The following is a 21,279-nucleotide window of genomic DNA, read 5'->3' on the forward strand; positions in this document are numbered from 1 at the left end:
CATGCAGACCCTCCTCAGCGAGCAGGCCGCACTGCTGCCACGGGCAGCAGAGGCCGAAAGCATTCTGCGCAGCTGCGTGCATTGCGGCTTCTGCAACGCCACCTGCCCCACCTATCAATTGCTCGGTGATGAGCTGGATGGCCCGCGCGGGCGCATCTACCTGATCAAACAAGTGCTGGAAGGCCATGCGCCCACGGCCAGGACCCAGCTGCACCTGGATCGCTGTCTGTCATGCCGCAACTGCGAAACCACCTGCCCGTCCGGAGTGGATTACCACAACCTGCTGGATATCGGCCGCGCGGTGGTCGACGCGGCCGTACCGCGCCCCCTGGGCCAGCGTCTGCTGCGCAAAAGTCTGCTGGGAATGGTGCCAAACCCCGGGCTGTTCAAAGCGGTGATCAATACCGGCGAAGTCTTTCGGGCCCTGTTACCCGAGGTGCTCCAGGCCAAGCTGCCGCGCAGCGTGCGCCCGGCCGGGTTGCGCCCCGCGACCCGGCACCGGCGTCAGGTGCTGATACTCGAAGGCTGCGTGCAGCCGAGCCTGGCCCCCAATACCAACGCCGCTGCGGCCCGGGTACTGGACCGCCTGCACATCAGCGTTACGCCGATCAGCCAGGCCGGATGCTGCGGTGCCGTGGACTATCACTTGAATGCCCAAGAGGCGGGACTCAATCGTGCCCGACGCAATATCGACGCCTGGTGGCCGGGTATCGAAAACGGTGCCGAAGCCATAGTCCAGACGGCCAGCGGCTGCGGCGCCTTCATCAAGGATTACGGGCATTTGCTGCGCCACGATCCGGCCTATGCCGCCAGGGCCGCACAGGTCAGCGCCCTGGCCAGGGATCTGGTGGAGGTGCTGCGTGACGAGCCCCTGGAGCAACTCGGGGTCAAGGCTACAACGTCCATCGCCGTCCATTGCCCCTGCACCTTGCAGCACGGACAAAAACTCGGCGGCGCGGTCGAACAGCTACTGACCGGCCTGGGTTTCAACCTTACGCCGGTCCCGGACAGCCATATGTGTTGCGGCTCGGCGGGTACCTATTCGCTGACCCAGCCCGAACTGTCGCGCCAGCTGCGTGACAACCGGCTCAACGCCCTGGAGAGCGGCCAGCCGCAGCTCATCGTCAGCGCCAACATCGGCTGCCAGAGCCACCTCGACGGCGCCGGCCGTACCCCTGTCCGGCACTGGATCGAACTGCTGGATGACACCCCGGGTTGAGCCGCTCGGGCCCGGCATCAAGCCAGGGCCATTGCCTGCATCCGGCGCTTCAAGGTGTCGGAAGGCAACTCGGCGAACTGCCGGCGATACTGTTCGGCAAATCGCCCCAGGTGGACAAAACCATAATCCAGGGCCAGCTCGGTGACGCTGCGCACGTTGCAGCTGGGATCGGCCAGGCACGCCTGGATCCGTAGCAGTTTCTGCTCACGGATAAAACGTTGCGGCGTGGTGCACATGTGCTTCTCGAACAGGGCGTACAACGAGCGCACGCTCAGTTGCGCCTGATCGGCCAGGCTCTGGACACTGATGTCTTGCTGCAGGTTGCAAGTGATGTAATTCACCAGTCGCTCGAAGGTGCTGCTGGAACAGGCCAGGTGCTCGCGCCGCACGTTATTGCGCATCAGGGTCAACATCTTGCTGGCAACTATATGGGCGTAATGCTCCTGAACCCGGGCCAGCGCAGCACCGTCCTCGGCTTCGGTGCAGATGGTGGCCAGCAAGGGCACAAAGGCTTGCAGTTGATCCAGTGCATAGCGCTGTTGCAGAAAACGGATGCCTTCGCCCGGGTAAAGCCAGCGCTGCTCCTGGCAGATCTGCTCCAGCAGCCTGCTCGGCACTTTCAGGATGAATTTTTCGCAGTCATGGGAATACGTCAGGTCTACCGGATCATCGGGGTTGATCAGCAACAGCTCCCCCGGCACCAGATGGTGTACCCCGTTGGGGCCACGCCACAGGCAGTCACCGCGCAGCAGAACCTGCAGATGGAAGATGTCCTCCAGCGCATCGGATACCACACGCACGCTGGAGCCATAGCTGATCCGGCACAGATCCAGGCTGGCAAACTTGCGGTGATTCAAGTGCGCCTGGGCAGTGGCTTTGCGCGGCAGGTGAATACAATGGCTGCCGACATGCTGATTCACATAGCCGGATACCGCATGGGGGTCGGCGTTCTTGAACACCTCACTGCGTTCGCTTAGCAGGGGCATATTCATGGCGGTCACTCTTATATTATTTTTATCAATCAGGCGCAGTACAAATGTGACAGTTACAAGCAGGCCTCGGGATTCTCGGCCAGGATCCGTCTTAATACCAATACAAATAAGGTTCGGCACGATACCTCAAAGGTATTCGAACAGCCTGCCGGGCTGTACAAGCACCCAGGCTAACCCTCGGTGGATGTTGCGCACACACTGACCGGCCGCCGTTTGAGCATCACCACATGCACCGTCAACCCCAGCAGCAAGCCCCAGAAAGGGGCTGACAAACCCAGAAAAGAAACCCCCGATGCGGTCACCAGAAAGGTGAACAGGCCGGCATCACGGTCCTTGGCATCTGACACGCTGCGTACCAGAGCATCATTGATCGCGCCATACAACGCCAGGCCGGCCAGGCCCGCGATCAACGCCTGGGGAAAGGCTGCGAATACCGACACCACTGTTGCCCCTGCCATGCCCAGCAACAGGTACAACAAACTGCCCGACAGCGCTGCGACGTAGCGCTTGCGGGGATTCTCATGGGCTTCGCGCCCGGTGCACAGGCTGGCAGTCACTGCGGCAAGGTTGAGCCCGTGACAGCCGAAAGGGGCCAGTAATGCACCGACCAGGGCACTGGCAGTGATCAACGGGCTTGCCGGCGTGGTATAGCCGGCGCCGCGCAGGACGGCTATACCGGGCATGAACTGCCCGGTCAGGGCCACCAGCAGCATGGGTAACGCCAGACTCAAAGTGGCAGACAGGCTGAACTCGGGCACTATCCATTGCGGCGTCGCCCACGCGAACACCAGGGCCTCGCCCCGAAACTCGCCACTGATCAGGGCAATGCCCGCCCCCACCACCAGCACAGCCGCCACTGCATAGCGGGGCCACAGCTTGCGAAAACCGATATAGGTCAGAAACATCGCGCCGATCAACAGCGGCGCCTCAGGTGCCGAGCGAAAGGTTTGAATACCGAAGCTGAACAGAATGCCGGCCTGCATCCCGGCAGCAATCGACCCCGGCAGATGGGCCAGCAATTTATCGAACACAGCGCTGTAACCTATTACCCACAGCAACAGGTTCGCCACCAGGTAGGCACCCACGGCCTGATTCAGGCCGATCTGGGGCAACGCCGTCACCAGCAGCGCCGAGCCTGGAATCGACCAGGCCACCACCACCGGAACTTTGTACTTGAGGGACAGGAAAGCGCCGAGCACTGCCGAGCCGATGGAAATCGCCCAGACCCACGACGACAACTCAACGGCTGACAGATGCGCCTGCTCAGCAGCATGGAAAATGATAACCAGCGGGCCCGCGTAGGAAATCAATGTTGCGATAAACCCGGCAATCACTGCCGACAATGACAGGTCGCGAAACAGAGTTGGCATAGGTACCTCATGGTCGCCGGGATTTGAGTGCCGGCGCACCCTCACCCGGCCCGGGATAAGCATTCGGCGTGGTCTCAGCTGTCCTGCAACACCCGCGGACGCTGGCTGCGCTGCTCGCCGCACGGACTGGCGGCCGGCTGCAACTGGAAGTCGAACTCAAGCTCTGCATGACGGCCATCCACTCCCCGGTTGCGGGCAGCTGCCTGGTCGTCGACAAACACCACCTGGCCGACCAGGCCGTCGCGGGTGGCGAAAGCAAAGTCATCCCACAGGTACTTGTCCCCTGACAGATTGATCTGGGTGGTCAGGTGCCGGTAGCCCGCAGCCGAGATGAAGTAGTGGATATGCGCCGGGCGCTGGCCGTGGCGTCCGAGCAGGTCCAGACACTCCTGGGTCGGGCCGGCCGGGTTGCAGCCGTAGCCGGACGGCACAATGGAGCGCGCGCGATAGCGGCCCTGGGCATCGGTGACGATGCGTCGGCGCAGGTTGTACTCCGACTGGCTGGAGTCGAAGTACGAATAGGTACCCCGGGTGTTGGCATGCCAGAGATCGACAATCGCCCCCGGGACAGGATTACCGTCGGTATCGCGCACCACACCCTCGAGAAACAGTACCGTCGCCACCCCATCTTCGCTGCCATCGTCGAGCCTCGCCTCGCCCTGACTGATCGGCGCCCCGGCCACGTACAGCGGTCCTTCGATGGTGCGCGGGGTTCCGCCGACGTATCCGGCACTGGCGTCTTTGGCGTCTTGCAATAGATCGAGAAAATGCTCGACACCAAGACCGGCGACCAGCAGCCCGGCCTCGCTACGGGCACCCAGGCGATTGAGATAATCCACCGCCGCCCAGAACTCGTCATCCGTCACTTCCAGGTCTTCGACGATCCGCGCCACCTCGTTCACCAGGCGCAGCAGCAACTGTTTGGCCCGCGGGCTGCCCTGGTCGTTGCCCGTACCGCTGACCTCCTTGAAAAAGGCCTGGAGCTCAGGGGTCTGGGAAATTTTCACGGTCATTCTGACTACCTCTTTTATTGATTTATATTGCCCGGGCCGGCAACGCAGGGGCACACGTGCGCCGTCTGGCGCTGACAGCAAAGACCGCCATGGCCAGCGCAGCCACCACGCCGGGGATGGCAAAGGCGACAAAGTTCAGGTGCAGCGGCAGGCCCAGGCCCATTAACAGCCCGCCCAGCACCGGCCCGACAATCGCACCGTTACGGCCGATGCCCGAGGCCCAGCCCAGGCCAGTGGAGCGGATGGACAGGCCATAGAGCTGGGCGGCACCGGCGTACAACAGGATTTGCGTGCCGATGGTGGTAGCGCCCGCCACACCGATCAGCAGGTACAGCAGCGGCGTCGGGCTGTTGAAGCCCAGCAGACTGATGGCCGCAGCGGCGATCAGGAAGTAGACGACCATGACTTTCGTCAGGTTCAGCCGATCACCAAGCCAGCCGCCACTGATGGCACCCAGCATGCCCCCCAGGTTCAGTGCCACCAGAAACGACAGGCTCGAGCCCAGGCTGTAACCGGCGCTGGCCATCAACTTCGGCAGCCAGGAACTGAGCGCATAGACCATCAGCAGACAACAGAAAAATGCCACCCAGATCGCCACTGTCCGCACCGCCCGGCCTTCGCGAAACAGCTCCAGCACCGACGCCGCTGCCTGCTTGCGGTCATCAACCAGCAGCCGGTCACCCGCTGCAATCACAAGGCCTGGCTGCAGGCGCTGCAACAGTGCCCGGGCTTGTTCATCACGCCCTTGGCGCACCAGAAAACCAATGGATTCGGGCATGTAATAAAGAATCAGCGGCAGCAACAACAACGGTAACGTCGCCAGCAGAAACATCGACTGCCAGCCGAAGGCGGGCAACATGTAAATTCCGGCGCCGGCACAAATCAGGCCGCCCAGGGAGTAGCCGCTGAACATCACGGCCACCAGGGTGCTGCGCATGCGTTTGGGTGCATATTCATTCATCAGCGCAACCACATTCGGCATCAAGCCACCGCAGCCAAGGCCGGCTATAAAGCGCCAGACTGCAAACTCGGTGGGCGTACTGGCAAAGCCATTGATGATGGTCGCGACACTGAACAGGACAAAGCAGATCGCGATGCCTTTTTTGCGCCCGATGCGATCCGCCAGACTGCCGAACACAAGTGCGCCGAACATCATGCCGAACAAGGCATAACTGCCCAGCGCCCCGGCCTGCAGTGGCGTCAGCCCCCACTCCTGCATGATCACCGGCAGTACCACGCCGTAGATGAACAGGTCATAACCATCAAAAATCAGCAGCAGAGCGCACCACAACATGACCATCCAGTGGAATCGGCCAAACCGGGCATTGTCGACAATTGCATGAACATCCAGAGTTCCCATGGCTTTTATTCTCTTGTTGTTATTGGGCGCCTGTGTTTCGGGTACCGCTGTGTATCGGGCTCAGCCCAGGTCGCCACCGCCTACGGGCAAGGTAACGCCGGTGATATAGGACGCGTCATCGGACGCCAGGAACAGGATGGCCCCCACCTGTTCGTCGATCGAACCGTAGCGTTTCATCAAGCTGCTGTCCTTGGTCTGCTCGACGATCTGCGAGTACCACTGTTGCTCTTGCTCGGTGGCGGCAGCACTGTTGCGCGGAATCCGGCGCGGCGGTGCATCTGTGCCACCGGGGGCGGTGGCATTGACCCGCACACCGCGCCCGGCGGTTTCAAAGGCCAGGCAGGCGGTCAGTGCATTCACCCCGCCCTTGGCTGCGCCATAGGGCACACGGTTGACCCCGCGGGTGGCGATCGAGGACACATTGACGATCACACCGCTGCCTTGTTCCAGCATATGCGGCAGCGCGCTGTGACAGCACCAAAGGGTCGGAAACAGCGAGCGCCGCACCTCCGCCTCGATCTCCGCGTGCAGATAATATTCGAAGGGTTTGGCCCAGATAGTGCCGCCTACGTTATTGACCAGAATATCCAGCCTGCCGAAGTGCTCGACGGCCCTGGCCATCACCTGCTGGCAATCTTCATAGCGCTCCAGGTCTGCGGTCAGCGTCAGGGCTTGGGGTGCCAGTTCATGCACCAGCTCGCTGCGGTCAACCGCAACCACCCTGGCCCCTTCCAGCAGCAAGCGTTCCACCACCGCGCGGCCTATGCCTTGCGCCGCGCCGGTGACCAGCGCGACTTTATCCTTGAATCTCATGCTCATGATGATCTCCAGACCCGTTGTCGTAGCCGCGTGTTCAAGCAGCGCTGGCGGCGAATTTTTCGTAGTAGAAGTTGGCGGGGGAAATGCCCTGCTCGCGGATGTACTGGCTCACGGCTTCAACCATCGGCGGCGGTCCGCACAGATAAATATCCACATCACCGCCATTCAGATGCTCCGGGGCAATGTGCTGGGTGACATAGCCCTTTTGCGGCCATGCGCTCTGCGGGTTGGCCACGCAGGCACTGAAGGTGAAGTTGGGAATGCTCGCTGCCAGGGCTTGCAAGCGGTCGATTTCCACCAGATCGAAATCGTTGGTCACGCCATAGATCAGGTGCAGTGGATGCTCACTGCCCTTTTGCGCGATGGTCTCGAGCATGGCCGTAAACGGCGCCAGACCGGTACCGCCGGCCAGCAACAGCAAGGGCCGCTTGATCGGGCGCAGGTAAAAGCTGCCCAGGGGGCCGGCCAGGCTCATGTGGTCGCCGACCCTGGCCAGCTCGGTGAGAAAATGGCTCATCAGGCCGCCGGGGACATTGCGAATCAGGAAGCTGACACGCCCGTCTTTCTGCACCGAGCTGAAAGAGTAGGCACGGGTCTGATCACTGCCCGGCACCTGCAGGTTTACGTACTGACCCGGCAAGAATGTCAGGTCAGCCAGCCCGGCCCCCTGAATCGACAACGACAGGGTGCTGTCTGACAGGCGTCGCACTTCCTGGATGGCGCCTTCATAGGAGGACTGGCGGGTTTTGCATACATCCGATGACGTCGGGATGTGCACCACGCAGTCACCCCTGGCGCGCATCTGGCAGGTCAGGACAAAACCTTCAGCGGCCTCGGCGGCGGTCAGGGCATCGTCGATGTATTCCTCACCCAGGTCATATTCACCGGATTCGGCGAAGCATTTGCAGGTACCGCAGGCACCGTCACGGCAGTCCAGGGGAATGTTTATCCCCTGGCGGTACGCTGCGTCAGCCACGGTTTCGCTGGCGCTCGCGTCGATAAAACGGGTCACGCCGTCTTCGAAATTCAGGGCAATCTTGTGGCTCATGGCATACCTCGCATGACTGCACTCCCCCCGCACGCTTGGCGGGCGCTGGAATGCAGCCCGGTTTACAGGTGGTAGATATCGATGACCTGGCGCACATAGTCGTTTTTCAGCACCACTTTCTTGGCCTTGATCAGCGGCTGTTCACCGCGGGTGTCGAGGGTGTAGAAGCTGGTGCCGAAATAACTGTCGACGGTCTTGTAGCGAAAGCTCAGGGTGTGCCAGTTGAAACGCACCACGCACTGGTCCGCGCTGCGCTCGACAATCTCGATATTGCTCAAGTTATGGGAGGTGCGGGTGTCCGGGATGCTGGCACTGGAACGCTCGGTCTTGATCCGGAAAATGCGGTCTTCCAGACCTTCCCTGCTGCCGTACCAGATCAGCGATATTTCGCTTTGCGGGTCCTCGGTCAGCGCGTCATCGTCATCCCAGGACGGCATCCAGAACGTCGCATCGGCGGCGTAGAGTTCCAGCCACTGGTCCCACTGTTTATCGTCCAGATGCCGGGCTTCGCGATACAGGAAATCGCGTACGGTGTCGTATGACAGGCTCATTGGACCTCCCGCGCAGGGATCTTGCCTGCCTGTTCAGCGGCCACGGCCTGCAACATGGTGTCTTGCCAGTACTTGTGCTGTTCCACAAACAACCCTTCGTCTTCGGTGCGCACGCCGCTGAGCAACGGCTGCAAATCAATTTCCAGCGCCGCCTCGTCCGGCCCTTCGACCCAGTGTTCGGCGCCACGGGACATATCGTTCCAGGCGGTGGCACTGCCTTGGTAACCGATCTGGCAGGAACGGAATTCCTCCAGATCATCGGGGGTGGCCATACCGCTGACGTTGAAGAAGTCTTCGTACTGACGAATGCGCAGGGCTCGGGCTTCTGCACTCTCGCCCACCGGGGCAATGCAGTAGATGGTGATCTCGGTCTGGTTGACCGAAATCGGCCGGGCAATGCGGATCTGCGAGCTGAACTGGTCCATCAGATAGACATTGGGGTACAGGCACAGATTGCGCGAGTTGCCGATCATCCAGTCGGCGCGGGCCTGTCCGAAATCACTGACCAACTGATCACGGCGCTCATACAACGGCCGGTCCTCGGGGTTCGCCCAGCGCGTCCAGAGCAGCATGTGGCCCTTGTCGAACGAGTAGAAGCCGCCACCACTTTTGGCCCAGCCACCGGCACTCATGGTGGGGTTGGCATCACCGCTCTGGCGCTCTTTGCGCTGGTTCTGGGTGGCGGCATAGTTCCAGTGCACCGAACTGACGTGGTAACCGTCGGCACCGTTTTCGGCGGTCAGTTTCCAGTTGCCTTCGTAGATGTAGCTGGAGGAGCCGCGCAGGACTTCCAGGCCATCGGGGGACTGATCGACGATCATGTCGATGATCTTTGCCGACTCCCCCAGGTGTTCGGCCAGGGGTACCACATCGGCATTCAGGCTGCCGAACAGAAAACCCCGGTATGACTCAAAGCGGGCGACTTTGGTCAGGTCGTGGGAGCCCTCGCAGTTGAAGCTGGCGGGATAGCCTGCGTTGCCCGGGTCCTTGACCTTGAGCAGCTTGCCGGAGTTGTTGAACGTCCAGCCGTGGAACGGGCAGGTATAGGACGACTTGTTGCCGCGCTTGTGCCGGCACAGCATCGCCCCGCGGTGGCTGCAGGCATTGAGGAAGGCATTGAGCACCCCGTCTTTGTTGCGCGCGATAAAGACCGGCTGACGACCCATCTGCAGGGTGATGTAGTCGTTGTTCTGCGGGATCTGGCTTTCATGGGCCAGGTACAGCCAGTTGCCTTCAAAAATGTGCTTCATTTCAAGGTCGAACAAGCGAGGGTCGGTGAACATCTCACGCTTGCAGCGGAAGCGGCCTTCATCACGGTTTTCTTCAAGCAAGGAATTGAGATACTCGACGCCTATGGACATGGCCTGAGCCTCCGTTGTTGTTATGGGGTATTGGCAGTGTCCACGACCTGCGCGCCGGGCAATATCCGTTACCTGCAGACCGCTATCCGCTTTGTGCAAAGTGGCACGCCGGCCATCGGCGTCTTGCCTCGCAGGGCCCGGCGCAGCGTTGCCAGGATGCTCCAAGCCCTTGATTTATAAGTACTTAACAACAGATCCCGCGCTTCGAAATGGCGCTGCGGGGCGGGCAAAATGTCACCTAGCGTTCGTTAATCGCACGACATCGCATGCAGCACCGCCCTCTCGGGCTGAATGTTTGGCACCCTAGGCACATGCTCTGTCGGACCGTGCCCCAGTGGTCGGCCATGCAGATTGATCTGTTCACTCAAACCAAAAACAGGAGCACGCCTTGATCAACAAAACCTTCGAATCCATCGCTGCCGCACTGGATGGAATTGCCGATGGCTCGATCATCATGGTGGGTGGCTTCGGCACTGCCGGCATGCCGTCGGAACTGGTGGACGGGGTCATTGCCTCGGGCGCTCGCGACCTGACCATCATCAGTAACAACGCCGGCAACGGTGAAATCGGCCTGGCCGCACTGCTCAAGGCCGGACGGGTCGCCAAGGTGATTTGCTCGTTCCCGCGCCAGTCCGACTCCTATGTGTTTGACGAGCTGTACCGGGCCGGGAAAGTGCAGCTGGAGGTGGTACCCCAGGGCAACCTGGCCGAACGCATCCGTGCGGCCGGCTCCGGAATCGGTGCGTTCTATTCCCCGACCGGGTACGGCACGTTGTTGGCCGAAGGCAAGGAAACCCGGGTCATCGAGGGCCGCAACTATGTGCTGGAAATGCCACTGCACGCCGATGTCGCGCTGATCAAGGCCGAACAGGGCGACCGCTGGGGCAACCTGACCTACCGCAAAGCCGCGCGTAACTTCGGACCGATCATGGCCATGGCGGCGACCACGGCCATCGCCCAGGTCAACCGGATCGTCGAGCTGGGTGAACTGGACCCCGAGCACATCATCACCCCGGGGATCTTTGTCCAGCGTGTGGTCCAGGTGCCATCCGCCCGCTCCCCGATCGCCAACGTCAACTGAGGCCCACCATGACCGTCATGAAAAAACTTTCGCGCAATGAAATGGCCCAGCGCGTGGCCGAGGATATTCTCGAGGGTGCTTATGTAAACCTGGGCATCGGCGTACCGACCCTGGTGGCGAACTACCTGGGTGACAAGGAAGTGTTCCTGCACAGCGAGAACGGCGTGCTGGGCATGGGCCCGAGCCCGGCCCCGGGGGAAGAAGATGATGACCTGATCAACGCCGGCAAGCAGCATGTGACATTGCTCGCCGGTGGCGCCTATTTCCATCACGCCGATTCGTTTTCGATGATGCGCGGCGGCCACATCGACATTGCCGTACTGGGTGCTTTCCAGGTCTCGGTCAAAGGCGATCTGGCCAACTGGCACACGGGCGCCGAGGGTTCGATCCCTGCGGTGGGCGGCGCGATGGACCTGGCCACCGGCGCGCGCCAGGTATTCGTAATGATGGATCACCTGACCAAGACCGGCGAAAGCAAACTGGTGCCGCAGTGTACCTACCCGCTGACGGGCATCGGCTGCGTCAGCCGGATCTATACCGATCTGGCGATTCTGGACGTCACCGCCCAAGGCCTGCTGGTACGTGAAATTCTGGCGGATATCAGCTTCGAAGCCTTGCAGGAACTCAGCGGCGTGCCGTTGCTTCAATAACACCCCAGTCCAACTGCATGGGGTCGCCTGCGGCCTCACTGCCCCTCACCGCCAGCGGATCAGAGCACCGGTCTGCATGGCCGGTCTTAACCGCCCCTGCGCCAGCCATACCTTTGAGGTATTGCACGCCACCCAAATGATATTAGACGCCCACGGCAGCGGCATTTAGCCTCTGCCCCGGCAGGCTGTGCCTGCCCATAACTATAAAAATCCTGGAACTGCCGGAGCCGCCATGAGCACGCACTATTCCATTCCCGAATTGATCGACAGCAGACCCATCAGCGCCTTTCAATGGCGGGTTTTTGCCCTGTGTTTTTTCGTGGCGATTCTCGACGGTTTCGATACCCAGGCGATTGCCTTCACCGGCCCTTCAATCATTCAGGCGTTCGGGCTGGGGGCTGGTGCGCTGGCACCGATCCTGACCGCCGGGATTGTCGGCATGGTGCTCGGGGCAATGGCTCTGGGGTTAATGGCCGACAAGCTCGGGCGCCGGCCGATCATCATCACTGCAGTCGCACTGTTTGCCATTGCATCCCTGGCGACCGCCTTTGCCCGAACGACGGAACAGATCCTGGTCTTGCGCTTTATTGCAGGCATCGGCATGGGCGGCGCGACCCCCGTGGTGCTATCGCTGGCAGCCGAGTACGGCAGCGCCAGACAGCGTGGCACGATCATGACTACGGTATTGCTGGGGTTGCCTGCCGGGGCCATTCTGGGCGGCTTGCTGGCCGCCTGGATGCTGCCGTCCATTGGCTGGCAAGGCATCTTTGCAGTGGGTGGCATCGTGCCGCTGTTACTGCTGGCGGTACTGATCTTCGCCCTCCCCGAATCCTTGTATTTTTTAACCAGGCGCCAAAGCGTTGTCAGCCGCAACCAGATCGGAAAAATCCTCACAGGCATCACAAAAACCCGGATTGACCCGGACAGTACCTACAGTGTTCCGGAACTGGAGGTTAAAACCGGGGTGAGCTCTTTGTTCCGCACAGGGCTGGCCCGCAACACTCTCGGGATATGGACGGTGTACCTGTTCAACTGGATTGCATGGTTCATGCTTCTGTCCTGGCTGCCTACCGTGCTCAAAGCCACCGGCCTGCCGGCAGAGCAGGCGCCCATGGGCACGGTGGCGGTCAATACGGTGTTTGTGGTTTGCGCGATCCCGCTCTCGATCATCCTGCCGAAAATCAATACCCGACTGTTGCTGCTGATCCTGTTCGGATTTGGCATTGCCCTGTGCCTGGGCCTGGCTAACAGTGGCAACCACTGGGCACTGGTATTCACCCTCGCCGGTTGCGCAGGCCTGGGTATTGGCGGTCAGCAAATCGTATTGAACTACATGGTTGCCCAGGCGTATCCCACCGCATTGCGCGCAACTGCCACCGGCTGGGCCATTGCGCTGGGGCGTGTGGGAGCCATCATCGGTTCTGCGAGCGGCGGCTGGTTTCTCGAACACGGCGGCCCCGCAGGCTATTACAGCGCGCTGGTGGTACCGTTGGTGATTGCCACGGTCGCCCTGCTGATCATTCGCCCCCGGCCCGAAGCCGCCGGCTGCCAGCCGCTGGCGGCCCATTGAGACTTGCATCTGCCTGGACCTCATGACCGGTTTCGGCGGCCTGATGCGGTTCAGCGCCCACCGCGCAACCATTGCAGCAAGGAGCCAGCACTGGCGTACTGCCGAAAAATGGCCTGATAGCCGTCGAAACGACTGCTGATCTCGCTGACCTGATTACTGAAGTGATCGCTCTCGGCACTCAGTACATCCAGAAGCGTACGTTTACCCAAGTGGTACCACTGTTGGTAAAACGCCTGGCGTATCTGGTCGGTTTCAGCCGTCAAGTCCCGGTACAGCTCGGCGCGTTCGAACAGGGTTCGGGCATCGTGACTGGCGTTGCGGATGTAGTACTCAAGATCCAGGCGCTGCTGCTCGGCTTCCTGGCGACCGGCCTCGGCACGATGCAATGCTGCGCGCTCGGCGGCCCGTGTCGAGCCGCCCCGGAACGCCGCCCAACTTACCGCCAGCGACGTTTGCAGTGGCTGGCTGCGGCCAATGCCATCTTCGGCAGTGGTCTTGCTGATCACCCAGTTCAGTTGTGGCAACGAGGATGAACGTACGACTTGCGCCTGCAATTGAGCCGCCCGGGCGCTGGATTGAGCCCGCTGGATATCGGGATGATCATCCAGGTGCTGCAACAACCCGTCCAGGCTGGCCAGGCGGATGTTCCATTGGCGGGTGCGAGGGATCATGATCGGTCGTTCACCGATCAGTTTGCGCAACTGTATCTCGGCGCCCGAGGCCTGGGTTTGCGCATTATCGCGTGCCGACTGCGCCTGGAGCAGACGCGCCCTGGCCTGAGTCAGTTCGCTGGAGCGACCTTTGTCGACCGCAACGATCCCGGCGAGCATCTGTACCAGATCACTCATGCGATTTTCGTACTGCTGGCCAAGATCGATGATGATGCGCTGTTTACCCAATTCAACCATCGTAGCCAGCACTTCGAATGCCGTGTTTTCCAGCTGCGCCTCAATGCTCGCATTAGCGGCCTGCGCCAGATGCTGGCGGCTGGCGATGGTCTTGCCGATACGGCCCCAGTCATACACTGGCGTGCTGAGATTGAAATTGATCCCCGCCGAGCCGGTGCTGATATTGTCTTTCCCCGGGCCGAGCCCGGCGGTTTTTGACTGCATGGCAATACCCAGCTGCGGCCAGCGCTGGCCTTTGGCTTCATCGATATCGTCCACTGCGGCCTGGTGTTCGGCTTGGGCACGACGGACCAGCGGGCTGAGCTCGACCGCCGACTGTACGGCGCGCCAGAACATATCCCGCAATTCATGTTCTGACGGCCCCGGCACTGCACCGGGCGTACGCACAGCAACACGTTCCGGCAACCCTGCCAGCGCAACGGCGGACACGCCTGCAAGCGTTTGGACCCTGACGGGCTGGCTGGCTACCGCTTGAGATATTGGCGGTTGCTCTTCGGCTTGCAGGGGCGCCGAATTCAAACAGGCCGCCAGGCAGAGGGTGAATAACCAGCTCACGCAAATGGGCCACTTACTCTCCAGGTGGCCCGGCGCAACATGCCCCGAACGGGCAAGATTTAACATCATGATTAGCGCTCCCGGAACGCTTCGCGAGCCTTTAAGACGGGCTTGAGCAAATAGTCGAGGATGGTTTTTTCACCCGTACGGATTTCCACCGACGCCAGCATCCCCGGAATGATCGGCAGGCTTCTGCCACCGGCTTCAAGTGTGCTGCTGTCGGTCAGTACCAGCACCCGGTAATAGGTGTCGTCGGCGCGTCCCGCAGCGACTTTTTGATCGTCCTTGAGTGTGTCCGGGCTGATGTACTGGACAACGCCCTTCAGGCCGCCATAAATGGCGTAATCGTAAGCCGTGACTTTTACCGTGGCCGGCAAACCTGGATGCAGGAACGCCACGTCGCCGGGACGAATCTTGCCCTCGACCAGCAACTGCTCCTCCAGCGGAACGATCTCGAGGATATTTTCGCCTGGCTGGATAACCCCGCCGATGGTATTGACCCGCACGTTTTTCACCGTTCCGCGTACCGGCGCAATCACAGTGGTGCGATCAACGATGTCCGCTCTGCCGATGAGGTTTTCATGGGTCTGGCCCAGTTCCATCTCCATTCTGCTGAGCTCCGAATTGGCATCGGCACGGAACTTGTTGGTGCGCTCGACGATTTGCGATTTGATGTCATTGGCCTGACGCTGCATGCGCAATAATTCAACCTCCGACATCAAGCCTTTGGCCGCCAGCGGTTCTGCCAAGCGGATCTCACGCATAGTCAAGGTATGGCTGCGCTCCAGCGCTGACACGCTTTCATTCAACGCTCGCTGGCGCGCATTGAACGCCTGGGTTTCCTGGGCCACGACGCTTGGGTCCTGCTTGACCGTGTCATCGAAATCCAAAGGTGTCTGATACGCTTCAGCGCGCAAACGGGTGATGCTGGCCCGCAAGCCGATGACTTTGGACAAGGCCTCGCGATAACTCGACCGGGCACGGGTCGGGTCAATTTTGAGCAGCACTTCACCCTTCTCGACCACCGCGCCTTCGCGAACATACATGTGTGCCAGGATCCCGCCTTCCAGGCTCTGGATCACCTGTTCACGACTCATGGAAATAATTCTCGCCTCTGTCTGGGTGATTTCTTCAACCCGCGCATAACTGGCCCAGACAAGCCCGCTGACCAGTACACCCAGGATCAGGTACAGCACCAGTTTGGAACCAGGCGTGGTCTGGGCCAGTAACGATTCCTGGACGTCATTCATGAACGCCGCATCGCCGGGCGCGAGCGCGGCCTCACCCTTGTAGCGGCGGAAAATTTTGCTGATCATTGCGACGTGTCCTTGCGAGCGGGCTCGCCAACCGCTGTTACCTGGCCTGGATTACCGGCCGCTTCAGGGCCTGGCGCGGTGAATGGCCGTGGCGGGCCGACCTTGACTCTGGCGGCGCTGCCCGGGGCCTCGCCGCCGACTGCGGACAGTCCTTGGGCGTTGCCCGACAAGGTCGCTAGGACTTTGTCTTTGGGACCGTCGGCGACAATCTTGCAGTCGTCGACCACGATGATGCGTGTGACCAGGGCCAACAGTGATGGCCGGTGAGTAACGACCACCATGGACTGACCTTCGGTGGCCCGCTTGAGGTGCTCGAGGAACAGCACTTCAGTCTGGGAATCCATCGCGCTGGTGGGCTCATCCAGCAACAGCAATTGCGGACGGGAAATCAGGCTGCGTGCCAGCGAAACCAGCTGGCGCTGCCCGCCGGAAAGGCCTTCGCCCATCTCGCCGATCGGCAGGTTGATACCGCTGGGATGCCTGGATGCAACATGGTCCAGGCCGGTCAGGCGCAACACTCGAAGAAACTCTTCAGCGCTGGCCTGGGGACGGCCGATCATCACGTTTTCACGCAAGGTGCCATAGAACAATCGGGCGTCTTGCCCCACGTAGCCTACCGCTTGGCGCCAGTCGGCCGGGTCGATCTGGCTGACGTCCAGACCATCACTGAACATTTGCCCGCTGACCGGTTGATAAAGGCGCGCCATGATCCGCAACAGCGTCGATTTACCGCTGCCGATGCGGCCCAGAATTGCCACACGCTCACCGGCCCGGATCTTCAGGTTGATGCCTTGGAGTATCGGCGGGTTAGGTTGCATCGGCGGCGCCGGATAAGAGAAACCAACACCTTTGAGAGTCAACTGGCCAGTGAGGTGCGGCTTGGCCAGGTACTCGGTCCCGGGGGCGCGATCCACGGGCATGTCCATCAATCGATTAAGCGACTGCATGGCCGCCTTGGCCTGCTGAAAACGTATGGCCAGCCCTACTACCTGACCCAGCGGTGCAGTCGCGCGACCAGCCAGCATCACGGTAGCAATCAACGCCCCCATACTCAGGTCACCGGCATCAATCAGGTAAACCCCGGTGATGATCAGCACCACGGTTTGAAACTGCTGGAAAAACGCGACCATGCCAGTGGCCGAGTTGTTCATCTGGCGCGATTTAAGCGAGGTATTGGCCGCCAGTGCACTGAAGTGCTCCCAGCGCCGCTGCATGTAGGCTTCACCGCCCACGGCTTTCAGGGTTTCCAGACCTTCTACCGACTCGATCAGCACGCCTTGCTTGAGCGACGACTCCCGCAGGTTTTCTTTCATGGTGCGTGCGAGCGGCCATTGAATGGCAATGCTGATGATCAGAATCAATGGAATCAGCATCACCGGAATCCAGCCCAATGGGCCCCCGATGGCGAAAATCACCGCTACGAACAGCAACACGAATGGCAAATCAGAAATAGTTGCCAGGGTTGCCGAGGTTGCAAAATCACGCACCGACTCAAATTCACGCAACTGGTTGGCAAACGAGCCGGATGACGCCGGTTTATGCTCCATCTGCACCGACAACGCTTGGCGAAACAACATGCTGCCCAGCACCAGATCCGCCTTTTTACCAGCGACATCCAGCAGGTAGGCCCGCACATAGCGTGCAATGGCCTCAAAGATCATCGCGATCGCCACACCGATGCCCAGCGACCACAAGGTGATAAAAGCCTGGTTGGGCACCACCCGGTCATAGACGTTCATGGTGAAAAAGATGCTGGCCAGCGCCAGCACGTTCACCAGTACCGCGCCGATGGCTGCACTGCGGTAGTAGCGGCGATAGCGCCACAGGGTGTTGAACAGCCAGTGGCCGGCAGGCCGAGGCGTTTGATCGCCGGCGCGGGTATCGATCCTGGCGGTTGGCTTGACCAGAACGGCATGACCGGCATACATCGCGTCCATCTCTGCCTGGCCGAGTTCGACAGGCTCATTGCCCAGCTCCGGCAAGACCAGCTGGTAGCGGTAACGGGATTTTTTTTCGCTATCGGTATCAATCCGTCGATCCAGCAAAATGCAGGCACCCTGCTCCTTGCGCAGCAGGATCATTGGCATCAACTGCTTTGGCAGGGCATACAGGCGCCGGTCCACCAGACCAGCCGTGAAACCGGCATTGGCCAGCGCTGCCAAGGCCAGCGATGGCGAGAGCAAGCTGCCCTTGGGCAAGCCGGCGGTGAGAGCCTGGGGCGACTTGCCCAAACCATAGTGGTCACAAATCCATGACACGCTCTGCAAGAGCGAATCCTCGATAGTGGTCGAAGGCTCAGGCACCGCCCGAGCCTCCATGCTTGAATTGACAGGCATGTCTGTGGCCATCACATGCTTCCTGAAGAGGGTTCGCCATACGGCGAAATTGGTATTGGACGATCACCCGCAGCAGTAGGGCGATCGCTTGCGGGGACCTTGGGTCCATTGGGAATAGAGTTCGATAAGCTTTGAAGACATGCTGACTGCGGTTAAACAAACGCTGAACCCTGCCGCTGAGCAGCCTGGACGGTTGGCAGTCGAGCCTGGAGAAACGCAAGGCAAAAAAACCGCGATACCGGCTACCGGCATCGCGGAATTCCCGCTTATACAACTGAGTCGGTGTTCAAAGACCGGCCGACCTGCAGCATGTTTTCAGGCGAGAACCATCACAGCGGCGGTTGCAGCAACTCCTCAACAGGTAGTAACAGCTCCGGTGTAAAAGCCATGCAAGTGAAGCCCGCGACGTTGCCAGACGGCGCATGCCCGGCTTCGGAAAGAAAGGCGTCCATCAGCCTCAGGGTCTGCACGGGATCCAGCTCAGCCACAGGCGCAACGGTTTCGCCAAACACATCGAGGTGGCTATCGGCCAATACATTGTCGAGTGACAGCGCGTGGCTGTATTCGTCCGCTACGGGCTCTTGCAACGGGTCAACGATAGTGAGGTCGAACGGCTCACTGCTGACACCGCCGACCACCGCCGTGAGCGTATGCTCCCCATATGGCAGCCAGGCTGTGAAACCCCAGTACCCTGTATCGTTGGCCTGCAGGGTATGGATCAGTTGGCCATTGGAGTAGATCTGAACGATTGCGTGCGGGCCTGCTGTACCGGCCAGCACGGGCGAACGATCGTCAATCGTATCGCCACTGTAGCGTTGCCCGACATCACTGCCGAAATCGTCATATACATATTCGATGGCAGGCCGGATCGGCTCACCCACTTCGGCCGGCACCTGAACATCAATTATGTAGCTGTCGCTGAACTGGCCCTCGGAGGCTACTTTCAGCACCTGCTGGCCGTTTTCCAGAGCGGAAGTGGTGATGCTCCAGTTGCCGTTGCTGTCGGCCTGGGTGCGACCGACTTCGCGACCATTGGCATACAGCTGAACAATTGCACCCGGCCGCGCATTACCCGAGACCGTCGGAGTGTTGTCATCGGTGATGGCGCCCTCGCCCACCAGGCCTGACGAACCCTGATTGTCGTAGACGCTCTGAATGCTCAGTGGAGGGGTTGTGAAAGCCTCGACATTGATGGTGAAACCGTCGCTGAACTGGCCTTCGGAGGCTACTTTCAGCACCTGCTGGCCGTTTTCCAGTGCGGAAGTGGTGATGCTCCAGTTGCCGTTGCTGTCGGCCTGGGTGCGACCGACTTCGCGACCATTGGCATACAGCTGAACAATTGCACCCGGCCGCGCATTGCCCGAGACCGTCGGGGTGTTGTCGTCGGTGATGGCGCCCTCGCCCACCAGGCCTGACGTACCCTGATTGTCGTAGACGCTCTGAATGCTCAGTGGAGGGGTTATGAAAGCCTCGACATTGATGGTGAAACCGTCGCTGAACTGGCCTTCGGAGGCTACTTTCAGCACCTGCTGGCCGTTKTCCAGWGCGGAAGTGGTGATGCTCCAGTTGCCGTTGCTGTCGGCCTGGGTGCGACCGACTTCGCGACCATTGGCATACAGCTGAACAATTGCACCCGGCCGCGCATTACCCGAGACCGTCGGAGTGTTGTCATCGGTGATGGCGCCCTCGCCCACCAGGCCTGACGAACCCTGATTGTCGTAGACGCTCTGAATGCTCAGTGGAGGGGTTATGAAAGCCTCGACATTGATGGTGAAACCGTCGCTGAACTGGCCTTCGGAGGCTACTTTCAGCACTTGCTGGCCGTTTTCCAGTGCGGAAGTAGTGATGCTCCAGTTGCCGTTGCTGTCGGCCTGGGTGCGACCGACTTCGCGACCGTTGGCATACAGCTGAACAATTGCACCCGGCCGCGCATTGCCCGAGACCGTCGGGGTGTTGTCGTCGGTGATGGCGCCCTCGCCCACCAGACCTGACTCACCCAGATTGTCGTAGACGTTCTCGATGGTCGGTTTGACCGTGGTCGCTGTCTCAATATTAAGTGTGAAAATTTCGCTGTATTGCCCCTGCGACTTGACGCTAAGGATATTCAGCCCTTCTGACAACGTCGGGGTGATGCTCCAGTGGCCTTCGGCATTGGCCTGGACAACGCCAACGGACCGACCGCTGGAAAAAATCTCGACATAGGCGTTAGGGGCTGCAGTGCCGGACAGGGTGGGCGATTTATCGCTGATGGTCGCGCCATGCTCCACCTGACCCGAGTCACCTTGATTGTCGACAACACTGGTAATGACTGGACGACCAGTGGAGGCACCGCTTGCCTCAACAGTGATAATTAGCGGCTCGCTCATTTTGCCGTGAGCCATAACGGTGAGAGCATGTAAGCCGGTGCCAAGTTCGCGATCAGGGGTGAAACTCCAGTTCCCACTCCCGTCCGCCTTTGCACTACCGATCAGTTTCCCACCGTCATATATATATACAGGGCTGTTGGCAGGCGCCCTGCCGCTCAACTGGGGAGTTGGGTCGACTGTGATTCCACGATCAAAAATATCGCCAGTGTAGTCAATGCACTGATCAACTATTTGCGTAATAAAAGCAGGCGTATTCGGAGTTGCCATCTATCTAGACCCTTATCATCTTAAAAAACATTGCGTATTAATTATTACGGCCAATATCAGTTAATAAGGCAGCGTTAAAATTAACGCCGAAAAGTCTAAAGCACTGCCCAACGTTAAAAACACTCAAGCAGCGTTGATTTATGTAACCCCAAGTTGCTAGCGGGCCGAAAACCACAGACAACAACTTATAACAATCAGAGCACTCTTAAAAACTCGTCAATCACCCACAGCTCTACTATAGCGCCTGCATACAGCACCGGACTTCTCAAAATCCCCTGTATTATCAATACGATCCGTGGACGACTAATTAGACATAAAACAGATAATCAATGCAGGCCGTAAACCCTGCCGAATTTGGCACCCATATTTTAAACGCAATAACCAACAGACTGTTCGAAGGCACAAATACAGATTTAACAAACCATCAAGTTCATTACAGAGAAAAGCAGAATACTGTCATGCGCACAATAAAGCCGGACACCTGCCGAACAACCGTT

General features: G+C 60.0%; 16 protein-coding genes and 1 pseudogene. 4 read left to right on the top strand and 13 right to left on the bottom strand.

The window, feature by feature from the left end; genetic code table 11:
- Position 1 precedes the first annotated feature (1 nt).
- Positions 2 to 1,219, top strand: a complete 1,218-nt coding sequence (gene glcF, locus FEZ21_RS13445) for a glycolate oxidase subunit GlcF (RefSeq protein ID WP_160627437.1) — start codon at positions 2 to 4, stop codon at positions 1,217 to 1,219.
- 17 nt (positions 1,220 to 1,236) lie between these two features.
- Here glcF and FEZ21_RS13450 read toward each other — a convergent pair whose 3' ends face one another.
- The 8 genes from FEZ21_RS13450 to benA all read right to left on the bottom strand — a co-directional run bounded on the left by FEZ21_RS13450 (position 1,237) and on the right by benA (position 9,733).
- A complete protein-coding gene (locus tag FEZ21_RS13450; RefSeq protein WP_003446329.1) occupies positions 1,237 to 2,211 on the bottom strand; it encodes an AraC family transcriptional regulator in 975 nt (324 codons plus the stop codon).
- Between the two features lie 170 nt (positions 2,212 to 2,381).
- Positions 2,382 to 3,581 carry a benzoate/H(+) symporter BenE family transporter gene (locus tag FEZ21_RS13455; RefSeq protein WP_010657219.1) on the bottom strand — a complete coding sequence of 400 codons (1,200 nt, stop codon included), beginning with the start codon at positions 3,579 to 3,581 and terminating at the stop codon, positions 2,382 to 2,384.
- A gap of 74 nt (positions 3,582 to 3,655) precedes the next feature.
- Positions 3,656 to 4,594, bottom strand: coding sequence for a catechol 1,2-dioxygenase (catA, locus tag FEZ21_RS13460; RefSeq protein ID WP_160627439.1), 939 nt, complete (start codon positions 4,592 to 4,594; stop codon positions 3,656 to 3,658).
- A 22-nt stretch (positions 4,595 to 4,616) separates the two neighbouring features.
- Entirely contained in the window at positions 4,617 to 5,954 is a 1,338-nt protein-coding gene (locus FEZ21_RS13465) for an MFS transporter (protein ID WP_010657217.1), read from the bottom strand.
- Between the two features lie 60 nt (positions 5,955 to 6,014).
- Positions 6,015 to 6,773, bottom strand: a complete 759-nt coding sequence (locus FEZ21_RS13470; RefSeq protein ID WP_127197054.1) for a 1,6-dihydroxycyclohexa-2,4-diene-1-carboxylate dehydrogenase — start codon at positions 6,771 to 6,773, stop codon at positions 6,015 to 6,017.
- 34 nt (positions 6,774 to 6,807) lie between these two features.
- Positions 6,808 to 7,821, bottom strand: a complete 1,014-nt coding sequence (gene benC, locus FEZ21_RS13475; RefSeq protein WP_160627441.1) for a benzoate 1,2-dioxygenase electron transfer component BenC — start codon at positions 7,819 to 7,821, stop codon at positions 6,808 to 6,810.
- A 62-nt stretch (positions 7,822 to 7,883) separates the two neighbouring features.
- A complete protein-coding gene (gene benB, locus FEZ21_RS13480; protein ID WP_127197055.1) occupies positions 7,884 to 8,372 on the bottom strand; it encodes a benzoate 1,2-dioxygenase small subunit in 489 nt (162 codons plus the stop codon).
- Positions 8,369 to 9,733: a benzoate 1,2-dioxygenase large subunit gene (gene benA / locus FEZ21_RS13485; RefSeq protein WP_003446307.1), complete on the bottom strand. Its 1,365-nt coding sequence runs from the start codon at positions 9,731 to 9,733 to the stop codon at positions 8,369 to 8,371. The genes benB and benA overlap by 4 nt, the downstream gene beginning before the upstream one ends.
- A gap of 388 nt (positions 9,734 to 10,121) precedes the next feature.
- Between benA and FEZ21_RS13490 the strand changes: the two genes are divergently transcribed.
- The 3 genes from FEZ21_RS13490 to FEZ21_RS13500 all read left to right on the top strand — a co-directional run bounded on the left by FEZ21_RS13490 (position 10,122) and on the right by FEZ21_RS13500 (position 13,034).
- Positions 10,122 to 10,814: a 3-oxoacid CoA-transferase subunit A gene (locus FEZ21_RS13490; RefSeq protein WP_003446305.1), complete on the top strand. Its 693-nt coding sequence runs from the start codon at positions 10,122 to 10,124 to the stop codon at positions 10,812 to 10,814.
- 8 nt (positions 10,815 to 10,822) lie between these two features.
- Positions 10,823 to 11,464, top strand: coding sequence for a 3-oxoacid CoA-transferase subunit B (locus FEZ21_RS13495; RefSeq protein ID WP_003446304.1), 642 nt, complete (start codon positions 10,823 to 10,825; stop codon positions 11,462 to 11,464).
- A gap of 232 nt (positions 11,465 to 11,696) precedes the next feature.
- On the top strand, positions 11,697 to 13,034 hold the full coding sequence (locus tag FEZ21_RS13500) for an MFS transporter (protein ID WP_003446303.1): 1,338 nt from the start codon (positions 11,697 to 11,699) through the stop codon (positions 13,032 to 13,034).
- A 50-nt stretch (positions 13,035 to 13,084) separates the two neighbouring features.
- On the opposite strand, the gene FEZ21_RS13505 is transcribed toward FEZ21_RS13500, so the two are convergent.
- From FEZ21_RS13505 to FEZ21_RS22865, 5 genes and pseudogenes are all read right to left on the bottom strand, one after another.
- The gene (locus tag FEZ21_RS13505) at positions 13,085 to 14,566 is read right to left on the bottom strand and encodes a TolC family protein (protein WP_003446302.1); all 1,482 of its coding nucleotides are present in this window, start codon (positions 14,564 to 14,566) and stop codon (positions 13,085 to 13,087) included.
- 2 nt (positions 14,567 to 14,568) lie between these two features.
- Entirely contained in the window at positions 14,569 to 15,813 is a 1,245-nt protein-coding gene (locus tag FEZ21_RS13510) for an HlyD family type I secretion periplasmic adaptor subunit (protein ID WP_160627443.1), read from the bottom strand.
- Positions 15,810 to 18,161, bottom strand: coding sequence for a type I secretion system permease/ATPase (locus FEZ21_RS13515; protein WP_003446300.1), 2,352 nt, complete (start codon positions 18,159 to 18,161; stop codon positions 15,810 to 15,812). The genes FEZ21_RS13510 and FEZ21_RS13515 overlap by 4 nt, the downstream gene beginning before the upstream one ends.
- 317 nt (positions 18,162 to 18,478) lie before the next feature.
- Positions 18,479 to 20,515, bottom strand: coding sequence for an Ig-like domain-containing protein (locus FEZ21_RS13520; RefSeq protein ID WP_160627445.1), 2,037 nt, complete (start codon positions 20,513 to 20,515; stop codon positions 18,479 to 18,481).
- Between the two features lie 21 nt (positions 20,516 to 20,536).
- Positions 20,537 to 20,782: pseudogene (locus tag FEZ21_RS22865) on the bottom strand (Ig-like domain-containing protein); the annotation flags it as partial.
- Positions 20,783 to 21,279: the final 497 nt, after the last annotated feature.

This window comes from Pseudomonas sp. 9.1(2019), from assembly GCF_009910445.1.
In the GTDB taxonomy this organism is placed as follows: Bacteria; Pseudomonadota; Gammaproteobacteria; order Pseudomonadales; family Pseudomonadaceae; genus Aquipseudomonas; species Aquipseudomonas paraversuta.